This window comes from Pantoea sp. AS-PWVM4 (assembly GCF_000468095.1).
In the GTDB taxonomy this organism is placed as follows: domain Bacteria; phylum Pseudomonadota; class Gammaproteobacteria; order Enterobacterales; family Enterobacteriaceae; genus Pantoea; species Pantoea phytobeneficialis.
Window position 1 is genome coordinate 14,886 of sequence record NZ_ASZC01000005.1, and the last position, 13,115, is coordinate 28,000.

8 protein-coding genes and 1 tRNA gene are annotated in these 13,115 nt (G+C 52.5%); 4 read left to right on the top strand and 5 right to left on the bottom strand.

Annotated features, from left to right (window positions below; genetic code table 11):
- Positions 1-182: 182 nt before the first annotated feature.
- On the bottom strand, positions 183-314 hold the full coding sequence (locus L579_RS24275; protein WP_021183395.1) for a Proline dehydrogenase (Proline oxidase): 132 nt from the start codon (positions 312-314) through the stop codon (positions 183-185).
- 401 nt (positions 315-715) lie between these two features.
- Between L579_RS24275 and adiC the strand changes: the two genes are divergently transcribed.
- The 3 genes from adiC to L579_RS06045 all read left to right on the top strand — a co-directional run bounded on the left by adiC (position 716) and on the right by L579_RS06045 (position 7,066).
- Positions 716-2,050, top strand: a complete 1,335-nt coding sequence (adiC, locus tag L579_RS06035; RefSeq protein ID WP_021183396.1) for an arginine/agmatine antiporter — start codon at positions 716-718, stop codon at positions 2,048-2,050.
- Between the two features lie 14 nt (positions 2,051-2,064).
- Positions 2,065-4,371, top strand: coding sequence for an Orn/Lys/Arg decarboxylase N-terminal domain-containing protein (locus tag L579_RS06040; RefSeq protein WP_021183397.1), 2,307 nt, complete (start codon positions 2,065-2,067; stop codon positions 4,369-4,371).
- Between the two features lie 157 nt (positions 4,372-4,528).
- Positions 4,529-7,066 carry a M60 family metallopeptidase gene (locus L579_RS06045; RefSeq protein ID WP_021183398.1) on the top strand — a complete coding sequence of 846 codons (2,538 nt, stop codon included), beginning with the start codon at positions 4,529-4,531 and terminating at the stop codon, positions 7,064-7,066.
- Positions 7,067-7,152: 86 nt separating this feature from the next.
- Here the strand turns inward: L579_RS06045 and L579_RS06050 are convergent.
- Positions 7,153-7,228, bottom strand: a tRNA-Phe gene (locus tag L579_RS06050).
- A 193-nt stretch (positions 7,229-7,421) separates the two neighbouring features.
- Here L579_RS06050 and L579_RS24295 point away from each other — a divergent pair.
- Positions 7,422-8,744: a methyl-accepting chemotaxis protein gene (locus tag L579_RS24295; RefSeq protein WP_021183400.1), complete on the top strand. Its 1,323-nt coding sequence runs from the start codon at positions 7,422-7,424 to the stop codon at positions 8,742-8,744.
- A gap of 44 nt (positions 8,745-8,788) precedes the next feature.
- On the opposite strand, the gene mrdA is transcribed toward L579_RS24295, so the two are convergent.
- The 3 genes from mrdA to deoB form a co-directional block, all read right to left on the bottom strand.
- On the bottom strand, positions 8,789-10,681 hold the full coding sequence (mrdA, locus tag L579_RS06060) for a penicillin-binding protein 2 (protein ID WP_021183401.1): 1,893 nt from the start codon (positions 10,679-10,681) through the stop codon (positions 8,789-8,791).
- Between the two features lie 387 nt (positions 10,682-11,068).
- A complete protein-coding gene (deoD, locus tag L579_RS23735; RefSeq protein ID WP_013510469.1) occupies positions 11,069-11,782 on the bottom strand; it encodes a purine-nucleoside phosphorylase in 714 nt (237 codons plus the stop codon).
- A 33-nt stretch (positions 11,783-11,815) separates the two neighbouring features.
- Entirely contained in the window at positions 11,816-13,039 is a 1,224-nt protein-coding gene (deoB, locus tag L579_RS23740; RefSeq protein ID WP_021183402.1) for a phosphopentomutase, read from the bottom strand.
- Positions 13,040-13,115: the final 76 nt, after the last annotated feature.

The window sequence follows — 13,115 nt, forward strand, 5'->3', positions numbered from 1 at the left end:
GCAAACAAAAACATGATGATTAAATGGATCTATTAATAAAATTAATAGATATATTTTTCATGTAGTTAATAATAAAAAACAGATCCATTTTTAAATTGATAAATGCCGGGAAGTACAGTTTATCGGATTTTTCTGCCTCACCAACGAAAACCGCCAGTCACAAGTGACTGGCGGTTTTGTCGTTAGCGCTTAATCAATGCTCGCAGTATGTAACCGCCGATGCGCGGATTCTCCTGCAAACGTCGGGTGCTGTAACCATACCAGTCGGCACCATAGGGCACATACACCCGCACAGCAAAACCGATGGCACGCACTCTGTCACGCAGGAGTTCACACCCCCAGTAGCATTCACAGTGCAATGTTTCCTGTCAGGTCATTGGAACAAAGAAGGCTGGCAGATTGCGCGAATTTGCTGTGTTCTGTCAACCCGGCTGATTGCCCTGATTGTTATAGGGGGATAAATTTAATTGGTTACTAATTTAAACGTTATTTAACAGATATCACCAATGAAAAAAAACCTTATTTTATTTTCTGATATGTCAGTTTGAAAATTTAAAAACCCCTATAAAACAACACAAAGGATAAATTTAAACGAAGCGACGATAAAAATTACCCACTTCCACTTGTGCAAAACAAATAATTATCAACTATAGATATGATTCACTAAAAAAATTCCCCGCTGTTTATACCCTAAATAACACGACATGGAGGGTGTATGGCTACGCCTGAAAGTAAGAAAGTTGGATTAGTGCCTGTGACATTAATGGTGGCTGGCAATATCATGGGTTCCGGCGTTTTTCTGTTGCCCGCCAGCCTTGCCAACACCGGTGGCATCGCCATTTACGGCTGGCTGGTGACCATTATTGGCGCGCTGTCATTATCGATTGTCTATGCCAAAATGTCCTCGCTCGATCCCAGCCCTGGTGGCTCTTATGCTTATGCCCGACGCGCTTTTGGTCCATTTTTAGGCTACCAGACCAACCTGCTTTATTGGCTGGCCTGTTGGATTGGTAATATTGCGATGGTGGTGATAGGTGTCGGATATTTAAGTTATTTCATCCCGGCATTAAAAAACCCACTGGTACTGACCTTTACCTGTATTGCGGTTCTGTGGTTGTTCGTGATTTTAAATATTGTTGGCCCACGGATGATTACTAAAGTGCAAGCCATTGCCACCGTGTTGGCATTATTTCCTATTTTGGCCGTCGCCATCTTTGGCTGGTTTTGGTTTAGCGGTGCCACTTATATGAGCGCGTGGAATGTCAGCGGACAGGGTACGTTTGGTGCCATCCAAAGTACCTTAAGCGTGACGCTCTGGTCATTTATTGGCGTCGAAAGTGCCTCAGTGGCAGCCGCCGTGGTGGAGAATCCCAAACGTAACGTACCGATAGCCACCCTTGGCGGAGTGCTGATTGCGGCAGTGTGCTATGTCCTTTCCACCACAGCGATTATGGGCATGATACCCAATGCTGACTTGCGCGTGTCCGACTCGCCCTTTGGCGATGCGGCACGCATGGCACTGGGGAATACCGCGGGTGCACTGGTGACCTTCTGTGCCGCCGCAGGTTGTCTGGGATCGTTAGGTGGCTGGACCCTGCTAGCCAGCCAGACCGCGCAGGCCGCCGCCAATGATGGTCTCTTCCCGCCGATATTCAGAAAAACCAATAAACAGGGCGTACCGGTCGCCGGGCTGGTGATTCTCGGCATTCTGATGACGATATTTCAGCTGACCACCATTTCCCCCAATGCCACCGCCCAGTTCGCCCTGGTTTCTTCCGTATCGGTGATTTTTACCCTTGTCCCTTATCTCTACACCTGCGCCGCCCTGCTGCTGGTGGGACATGGTCATTTGGGTAATCAACGTCCTGCCTATGCTGGCATCACCCTGCTCGCGTTCCTGTATTGCATCTGGGCAGTGGTGGGTTCTGGTGCCCAGGAAGTCATGTGGTCCTTTGTCGCCCTGATGGTGATCACCGCGATGTATACCATCAACTACAACCGCCGCCATAAAAACCCCTATCCCCTTGATGCCCAGCCGCAGAACGACTAAACAAGGAGTCAACGATGTTAGATATGAGCCAACATAAGAAACGCACCGTGCTGGTGGTAGACGACAGCATTGTTGCCCCCAATACCACCGGTGGTCGCGCTGTGCTGGAGCTGATTGAAGCACTGGAAGAGAACAATCTGGCGGTCATTGGCTCAGCCAGTTTTACCGATGCCGTCGCCACCATCATGTCTGATTCATCGGTGTGTTGCGTGTTTGTCGACTGGACCTTAGGTAAAAATGACGACGATACCCACCGTGAGGCCTTTACTCTGTTGCAGACCATTCGTCAGCGCAATCGTGAAGTGCCGGTATTACTGATGGCTGAACACTCCTGCATCGATTCACTCAATCTCGATGTCCTGCAACTGGTGAATGAATTCGTCTGGATGCTGGAGGATACCGCGGAATTTATTGCCGCCCGCGCCATCACGCTGATTGATCGCTATTTTGACCGCCTGCTGCCCCCCTTTACCAAAGCGCTGTTTAATTACACCCAGCACTCCCCGGAATATTCATGGGCAGCGCCGGGGCATCAGGGAGGAATTGCCTTTACTAAAACCGCCGTGGGCCGTGAGTTTTATGACTTTTTCGGTGAAAACCTGTTCCGCACCGATACCGGTATTGAACGCGGTTCTCTGGGTTCGTTGCTGGATCACGCCGGACCAATAAAAGACTCTGAAGCCTATGCCGCACGGATATTTGGCTCGCATCAAAGCTATTCAGTGCTGAACGGCACCTCCGGTTCCAACCGCGCCATCATGGCAGCCGTGTTGGGTGATAAAGAGTTCGCCCTGTGCGATCGCAATTGCCACAAATCGATCGAGCAAGGATTGGTGATGAGCGGTGCGATCCCGGTCTTCTTCGTACCAACACGTAACCGCTTCGGCATTATTGGCCCGATCCCCCGGCGTCAATTCGAACCTGCCGCCATCCGGGAAAAAATCAAACATCATCCGTTTGCTGAACTGGCAGTTCACGATAAGCCGGTGTACGCGGTGGTCACCAACTGCACCTACGACGGTATGTGCTATCACGCCAGCGTGGCGGAAACGCTGCTGGCTGAGAGCGTTGATCAGATCCACTTCGATGAAGCCTGGTATGCCTATGCCCGCTTCAATCCATTCTATAAAGATCGCTTCGCGATGCGCGGCGATCCCGCCGATCACGATTCTTCCGGACCGACGGTGTTTGCCACGCATTCAACGCATAAATTACTTGCGGCACTGTCGCAGGCATCGTGGATTCATGTGCGCAACGGCAAAAAGCCGGTCGAGCATTCGCGTTTTAACGAATCCTATATGTTGCAGGCTACCACCTCCCCGCTCTACGCCATCATCGCCGCAAACGAAGTTGGTGCCGCCATGATGGACGGCAAGCAAGGGGAAACCTTGACCCAAGAGGTGATTAACGAAGCGGTCGATTTTCGCCTCGCGTTGGCAAAGGTCAATGCGACCTACAAATCTCGTGGGGAGTGGTTTTTCGCCCCGTGGAACGCGACCGAAATCACCGATGCCGCCAGCGGTAAACGCATTCCGTTTGTTGATGCTTCACGCCAACAGTTGGTTAGTGATCCCAACTGCTGGGTACTGAAACCTGGCGAAGCCTGGCACGGTTTTGGCGATCTGGAGGAGGAATGGTGTCTGCTGGACCCCATCAAAGCCGGCATTTTGTGCCCCGGAATGGGTGATGATGGTGAAATGCAGGCAAGTGGTATCCCTGCTGCGATGCTGACGGCCTTTCTGAGCCAGCATGGCATTGTCCCTTCACGTACTACTGACTTTATGGTGTTGTGCCTGTTTTCGGTTGGTGTGACCAAAGGAAAATGGGGCACGCTGATTAACGTTTTGCTGGAATTTAAGCAGCATTATGATGCCAATACGCTGCTGGTAAGCTGCCTGCCTGACCTGGTTGCTGGCCATGAAGATCGTTACGGCAAAATGGGCCTGAAAGATATTTGTGATGAGATGTTCGCTTATATGCGCACCAGCCAGATGGATCGCCTGCAATCGGAAGCCTTTGGCAAGCTGCCACAACCGGTGACACTACCGCGTGACGCGTTTCAGAAGCACATGGCTGGTCATTGCGAGCAGTTACCGCTGACGCAACTGGCCGGACGAACCTCCGCCGTCGGCGTTATACCCTATCCTCCCGGTATCCCAATCGTGATGCCTGGGGAAAGCTTTGGTGAAGCAGACGGCCCGTGGCTCAGTTATATCCGCAGTATTGCCGAATGGGGCGAACGCTTTCCAGGCTTCGAGAAAGAGCTGGAAGGCGCGGAAATGAAAGACGGTGTTTATCACATCTGGGTATTAAAGCCGTAGCAGTGAATCATGCCTGGTCGGTGTAACGACCAGGCAATCCTTCGTCACATCTGAGTGCGACCAGGAATTATCTTGGTCATCCCTTCCACTATCTGATTTCAAAATATTTCAACAGCAACAAGAATACCGGGACTACATCTCAATGGAATGAAAAATCGTGAAGTTAAATCAATTAGCTATGGGGATCACCCTGGCACTTTCCCCGCTGCTGCTTACAGGTCATGCAAGCGCCAGCAGCTCTCCGTGGTGGGAAGAATTTAGCAGCAATGCCGGGTTTATTGAGGCGCTGCCGCATATTGGCACCAGCCTGGAAGAATTACGTCAGGATACGGAGAAAGGACTCCGAGATTCGTTCGATAGCCGCACACCTTTGTTCTGGCTGAAACGAACGATGGAGATGTACCCTCCCGGGTTCCCGGATCGTTACAATATGCCGGTGGCCCACCATGAAACCAAAGATTGGGTCAACGCGCCTTATGCCACCATGGGTCGTGGTATTTTCTTTTTTACCCGCACCTTTGGTGAAGCCGGACAAAATATCACCGTGAGTGTTGGCAATATCCCTGCGGGCGCAAAGTGCTATGCGGCGACTGGGCGTGAGTTTGCGGATAAAGATGCCATGTATCTGGATCAACAACAATTAACCGCGCAAAGCGACAACACCTACACGTTTAAAAAATCCGGCGTTTTATTATTAGGCTGTGGTGATCCGGATAAACAACAAGTGAGCGAATTTGTTCCCTTTAAAATAAATGGCGGCAGCAACAGCCATTTATTTATTTTAGGGCAGAGTAGCCAAAATGATTGGGCGGGAAGTAAAACGGTTGCAGGTAAATTTGGTTTTGCGCTCTTATATGACGGGCATGCAAACACGGTAGTTCCGAACCGAATCGCACAGCAAACCGATGAAATGGTTGGCAAAGTATTGGGTGACAACCTGCGTGTCGCGGCGCTGTACGAGAAGATCAATGGTATGGATGGCACAGAATATCTGTTCACCTCCCCCAGGGGTTCGATGTTCACGAATTACGATAACTGTTGCTTCGCGGATTATCGCAACGGTTATATCGGTGTCGGCTTCCATGCCAATCGCATGAATGATAAGAACGGCGATAACTGGGGAGTCTGGCATGAAATTGGTCATGAGTACGAGCCGATTAAAGAGGCATTTAGTACCTTCTCTGAAATCCAGGTTAACCGCTATTCCATTGAAGCTTGCCAAATGTTTAAGGGTCGCGAAGTTCCCCTGAACCAGTGCCATGTCGATATTTCTCCTGAAGAGGGTATCTGGGACAAGCAGGCAGTGGCTAACTTTATTGCTTCCGGCATGCATTATCCAGATTACAGCGCCATTAATAACCTCTGGAAGCAACTCAACTTCTTTTCACGTTTACGCTTCTCGTATGGTGAAGATTTCTTTCCTCATGTTAACCAAAGGCGTTTGAAGGCAATTCAGCAGGCACCAGGCACTACCATCGCAGAAAAGACCGATTCCGTTATAGGTTCAAAACAAAAGGTCATCGACTTTAGTGTGGTGGCTTACAGCCAGGCTGCCGGGCAGGATTTGCGCCAGTACTTCACGCAGTGGGGACTGAATTTCAGCGCCCAGGCTGGACAGAAAGTTGCTGATCTCAAACTACCACAACCAGGTGAAGAGCAAGGCGAGCAGCCAGCACCCCAGGTGAATCTGAGTCGGGACAACATCGTCGCTGTCGCAACTTACAACAATGGTTTTGGTTATAGCGTCACCGCCAGCAGCGACCAGAATGATGTCAGCTATCAATGGAAGCGCATTGATGGCGATGCGCGTATCTACACCAAAACCAACAACACCGCGACAGTGGAGGTGGTGATTCCTAAGAATGTGGCTAACGTCTCTACGCGTTTTGAAGTTACGGCGAGCAGTAAGCACGGAAGCGACAGAAAAACGCTGACCGTCTCCGCCATCGCGCCAGCAGTCGACATTATCGGCCCGGTAAGTATGGATTCCACTTCACCGGTTCAACTGGAGGCGCAGGCTAACTTTGAACAAGCCAGTTATGACTGGTCACTGTTAAAAGGCAACCAGGTTGTTACCGCAGGAGTTGACCAACATGGGCAGGTGAAATCCGGTCTGGAAGCCGGTAGCTACACCGTAAAAGTGACCGCAACCAGTGTCGCAGGTGCACGCACCGCCTCACAAAACCACACCATCAATGTGACAACGCCGGTACAGAATAGTGATCAGGCATTTGTCACCGCTGCGAAGCTGAAGATGATTGCCAATGACAGAGGTGAAAGCATGGTCTTTAGCGGCGGCGTATCCGCTGACGTCACCGCAACCAGCACCCCGTCTTATCGCTGGACCTTACCCACCGTTGCTCACGGTGGCACTAACGGCTGGGCTAACCAAAGTTTCACGGTGACCAAAACCACTCAGCCACAAACCCTGAAGGTTAAAGTGACCGTCACCGCAGGTAACCACAGTCGCGATCTGGAGGAGGGAATTACGGTTCCGGCTATTGCGAACGGAGGTAGCGATTACCCAGCCTGGGTGTATGGCACCCGTTATACGAAAGGTGATGTGGTGAAACATGACGGTAAGCTGTTTGAGTGTACCGTTGCCGGCTGGTGCAGCCAGACAGGCCAGTGGTCACAGATGCATTATGAGCCAGGTAAAGGAATCAGTTGGACTCAGGCGTGGAAATACCATTAATCCTTGCTGATTCGTTACCCTGAGCAAAAGGTTTCTTCTGGCCCCAAAAGCAAAAACCCAGCCATAAGGCTGGGTTTTCTGAATTTTGGTGCCCGAACCCGGAATCGAACCAGGGACACGGGGATTTTCAATCCCCTGCTCTACCGACTGAGCTATTCGGGCAACGGGGCGCATTAAACCCTAACCAGCCCGTACCGTCAAACGCTTTTCAGCGAAATGCAACTGACTGCCGTCTTTTGCAGCAACCAACGGACTAAGTGGTAAAAATTCATGTCCAGCCACGCTTTTTCGGTGAATTTTTAATCGATCGCGCCGATAACCGAACTGATACCATACCAATAAAATAAGGTTCACCATGTTTACCACTATCACATCAGGCATTCTGTCACGTTTGGCGTGGCAGCGGCGCAGCCATCCCTCAGCCACGCTTCACGCGTTGCATGATGCTATCGCCATCATCGAGTTCACACCGCAAGGACGTATCCTGACCGCCAATGACCTGTTTCTCAGTTGTATGGGATACACATTGGCGGAAATCGTCGGTCAACATCACAACATGTTCTGTACGGCCGATCTGATCCAGTCACCCCAATATGGTGATTTTTGGCGGCGGCTGAATCGCGGCGAAGCCTTCAGCGATAAGTTTCTGCGGGTGGCTAAAAACAGCCGTCCCATCTGGCTGGAAGCCAATTATGTGCCGGTGCAGGATCGCAGCGGTCGGGTGATTAAAATCATTAAGCTGGCGACGGATATTACTGAGCATATTGTTGATGCCCAGGAACAACGCGCCATGACCACGGCCATTGAGCGCTCTATGGCCGTCATTGCCTTTAACCTGAAAGGTGAAGTGCTGCAAGCCAATGCTAACTTCCTCAACACCATGCATTATCATGCCGATGAGATCGTGGGTCGCCATCACAGCCTGTTCTGCACGGAGGAGCTACGTAACAGCCCAGAATATCAGCAGTTCTGGCAGAAACTGAATCGAGGTGAGTTTATTTCCGGCCAGTTTCAGCGCGTGAACAAACAAGGCAGCATCGTCTGGCTGCGTGCCACCTATAACCCGGTATTTAGCGAACACGGTGAGCTGTATAAAGTGGTGAAGTTTGCCACAGACGTCACGGCACAGGTGGAGAAGAACCAACAGGAGCGCAAGGCGGCCCAGCAGGCCTATCAAACCGCCCAACAAACCACGGAAAACACCCGACTTGGCGCAACGGTGATTGAGAACAGCGTGCAAACCATGCATGACCTTGCCAGTGAGCTTCAGGATATTTCCGGCGATATCCATAACCTGAGCAATTCCTCCGACCGTATCGGCGCGATTGTGGAAAGTATTCGCAGTATCGCAAATCAAACCAATCTGCTGGCGCTTAACGCGGCAATTGAAGCTGCGCGCGCCGGTGAACACGGTCGCAGCTTTGCGGTGGTCGCCAACGAGGTGCGAACCCTGGCGGCCAACATCAACCGCGCCACCAGCGAAATTGAGAGCAAGGTGCAGCAGAACCACCAACTGGCGGATAAGGCGTTGAAAGGGATTGAATCCAACCTGAAGCGCGCCGATCAGGGCGTTGCGCTGGCCCAACAGGCTGGCGGCGTGATGACAGAAATCCGTGACAGTGCCGACGATGTCGTGCGTGCCATTAGCCACGTCACCAAGACGTTAAAAGGCGAGTAATCGGCACGACCCCGCTGACCTGGTGACACAGCGGGGTGGTTCCATTAATGAGCCGCAGGCGCGTTAGCGATATTCGCGGTCTCCAGCGGCACGGCTGGCGGCGGCAGGAAGATATGGTCAAGGATATTACGCATCACCGGCGCAGCGGTAATCCCTTCATTCCCGCCGTTTTCCAGAATCAACGCCACCGCCACTTTAGGATCGTTGAACGGCGCAAAGGCGGTGTAAAAAATATGGTCACGCAGGCGCGTCGGGATCATTTTCGCGTTGTAGACCTGGTTCTGCCGCAGGCTAAATACCTGTGATGTCCCGCTTTTTGCCGCTATGCCGTAAGGGGCGGTGTGGAAATATTTATAACCGGTGCCGTTAGGTGCATTCGCCATGCCAAACATGGCATGGCGTACCAGCGACCAGTAGGGTGATTTCGGGTCGCCAATTTGCGGTTGCGGATCTTTTGGCTCATATGCCTGCTGGGTGGTGCCAAGCTGCACTTTCCCTAACAGATGCGGATTAATCACCCGACCATTGTTAATTAACGCCACCAACGCTTTTACCATCTGAATCGGCGTCGCAATCCAGTAGCCTTGTCCAATCCCCACCGAGACGGTGTCGCCCTGATACCAGCCCTTCTTATGAACTTTCTGTTTCCATTCGCGGCTCGGCAGCAGTCCGGCGTACTCTTCATTGAGATCGATACCGGTCGGTTTACCGTAGCCAAACTGGCTGAGCATATGGTGGATGCGGTCAATCCCCATCATAAACGCCACCTGATAGAAGAAGGTGTCCGCCGACTCCTCAATCGCGCGCGTCACATCCAGCATGCCGTGGCCGCTTTTTTTCCAGTCGCGGTATTTACGATCGGTCCCCGGCAGCGTCCAGGTCGGCGCGCCAAAGAAGGTGGTTTGCGGGGTGATGACGCCAGTTAGCAGCGCCGACATCGCCATATAGGGTTTCACCGTTGAAGCAGGCGGGTAAAGGCCCTGGGTCACACGGTTAATCAACGGCAGGTTCTTATCCTGCAACAGGGTTTTATACGCCTGATAACTGATGCCTTTCACAAAGGGGTTCGGGTCATAGCTGGGGCTGGAAACCATTGCCAGCACGCTGCCATCATGCGGATCCTCAATCAGCACCGCCGCGCGTTGCCCCACCAGTTGGCTCTCGACATACTGTTGCAGATGCAGGTCGAGCGTCAGATAGATATTTTTCCCGGCAACCGGCGGCACTTCTTTCAGGACGCGCACGATGCGACCGTGGTTATCCACTTCGACTTCCTGATAACCGGTTTTGCCATGCAGAACCGATTCGTAATAGCCTTCAATGCCCTGCTTACCGATGTTGTGGTCAGCGGCATAGTTTTCACCCACGCCCTCTTCGTTCAGGCGTTTGTAGTCGTTATCGTTAATTTTCGACACGTAACCGACCACATGCGCCAGGTCAGCACCATAGGGATATTGGCGATCCTGGTAGGTATCGATACTCACGCCGGTAAAGCGGAATTGGTTGACTGCAAATCGCGCCACCTGCTCGTCAGTCAGTTCTTCTTTCAGCACCACCGGTTTGTAGCGGCTGTTTTGCTTGAGGTTTTTCCAGAAGGTGTCGATCTCTTCCGGGGTTAAATCGACAATCGGCGTCAGCGCTGCGATGGTCGCCTTCATATCATCGATTTTGTAAGGGGTCAGCAGGATGTCGTACCAGGTGACATTACGCACCAGCGGAATGCCGTTGCGATCGTAAATCAGCCCGCGCGTCGGCGCGATGGGGATCATTTTGATGTCGTTTTCGTTGGATCGCGTCGCGTAGTAGCTGTGCTCATCCACCTGCAAATGGTAGAGGTTAACACCGAGGATAGTGAAACAGATCACCACCAACGCAAAGGCCACGATCGCGCGGCGAACAAACAGTTTCTCTTCGGCTTCGAAATTACGGAAATTCATCGGGGGGCTTTATCTCATCGTTAGCCCGCTAATGATAGGGAGTTCTCGCGTCAGAGCCAGCAGGAAGATGCACAAGCCTGGGTAAAAGTGTGACAGATGGTTTCACCCCTCACCCTAACCCTCTCCCGCCAGCGGGAGAGGGAACCGATCGAGCGTGTTTCTATCTCCCGCAAGCGGGAGAGGGAACCGATCGAGCGTGTTTCTATCTCCCGCAAACGGGAGAGGGAACTGATCGAGCATATTGCACGTCTCCCGCAAGCGGGAGAGGGAACGATCGAGCATATTGCACGTCTCCCGCTTGCGGGAGAGGGAACGATCGAGCATATTGCACGTCTCCCTCTCCCTCATGGGAGAGGGCCGGGGTGAGGGTAACCAAGCGCAGAGGAATTAATCCCCCAGCAGCACCGACTCCAGCGCGATCTTAATCATATCGTTGAAGGTAGTCTGACGCTCAGCCGCAGTGGTCTGCTCGTGGGTACGGATATGATCCGACACGGTACAAATCGCCAGCGCTTTGGCACCAAATTCTGCTGCCACGCCGTAGATACCCGCCGCTTCCATCTCCACACCGAGGATGCCGTACTTTTCCATGACGTCGAACATCTGCGGGTCCGGGGTGTAGAACAGGTCAGCGGAGAAGATGTTACCAACGCGCGCGTCAACACCCAGAGCTTTAGCCGCATCAACGGCGTTACGCACCATGTCGAAATCGGCAATCGCAGCGAAATCGTGGTCTTTGAAGCGCATACGGTTCACTTTGGAATCCGTGCTGGCACCCATACCAATTACGATATCGCGCAGTTTCACATCCGCACGCACCGCGCCGCAGGAACCTACACGGATAATCTTCTTCACACCAAACTCGGTGATCAGTTCTTTGGCGTAGATCGAGCAGGATGGGATACCCATACCGTGGCCCATCACCGAAATTTTGCGACCTTTGTATGTCCCGGTGTAGCCCAGCATGCCGCGTACGTTGTTCACTTCAACCGCATTTTCGAGGAAGGTTTCTGCAATGTGCTTCGCACGCAGCGGATCGCCCGGCATCAGAACCACGTCCGCGAAATCACCCATTTCTGCATTAATATGAGGCGTTGCCATCGTTATTTTCCTTATTAAAAATTGGTCGCTGTTTTACAGCATGCTTTTGCCGTAGTCCATGCTGGACAGGCCAAAATAGTGTGCGATTGTCTGGCCGATATCGGCAAAGGTATCACGATAACCCAGAGAGCCGGGTTTAACTTTCGGGCCGTAGATCAACACCGGAATATGCTCACGGGTATGTTCGGTACCGTGCCAGCTGGGGTCACAACCGTGGTCGGCGGTCAGGATCAGAATGTCATCCTCCTTCACCAGTTCCATCAGCTCAGGCAGGCGACGGTCAAACAGCTCCAGCCCGCCAGCATAACCGGCGATATCGCGACGATGGCCCCAGGTCGAGTCAAAATCGACGAAGTTGGTGAACACAATCGACTGATCCGGCGCTTTCTTCATTTGCGCGATCGTGGCGTCGAACAATTCATCCAGACCGGTGGCTTTCACTTTTTGCGTGATGCCCTGCTGCGCGTAGATATCCGCGATTTTGCCCACGGAAATCACTTCGCCGCCCTTCTCATCCACCAGCTTTTTCAGCATGGTCGGTGACGGTGGTTCAACCGCGAGATCGTGGCGGTTGCCGGTGCGCTGGAAGTGACCGGCCTTGTCGCCAACAAACGGGCGCGCAATCACACGGCCAATGTTGTAGCCACCTTCGGTCAGCTCTTCGCGGGCGATTTCGCACAGCTCGTACAGCCGCTCCAGTCCAAACGTCTCTTCATGGCAGGCAATCTGGAATACCGAATCCGCCGAGGTGTAGAAAATCGGCTTGCCGGTTTTCATGTGCTCCTCGCCGAGTTGGTCAAGGATCACCGTCCCGGATGAGTGGCAGTTGCCGAGGTAGCCTGGCAGATCGGCGCGTTGTACCAGTTTATCCAGCAGTTCCTGTGGGAAGCTGTTCTCCTTGTCGCTGAAGTAGCCCCAGTCGAACAGTACCGGCACACCGGCGATTTCCCAATGGCCTGACGGCGTATCTTTACCGGAGGAGAGTTCACTGGCGTAGGCATAGGCACCGATAATTTCTGCACGCGGATCCAACCCTGGCGGGAAACGCCCGGTGGAGAGTTCAGCGGCTTTACCCAACCCCAGCGCGGTGAGGTTTGGCAAGTGCAGCGGACCTTCGCGGCCTTCATTGGCCTGGCCTGCAAAGCACGCTTCGGCGATATGGCCGAGCGTATCCGATCCTTCATCGCCGAACTTAGCGGCGTCTTTGCTGGAGCCGATCCCAAAGGAATCGAGCACCATAATAAAAGCACGTTTCATGCAAGTCTCCTGCGCAACTGCGCGATGACAAGTCAAAAAAAAGCGATCAGATCAGTATACCCGAATGGCTTCGGCC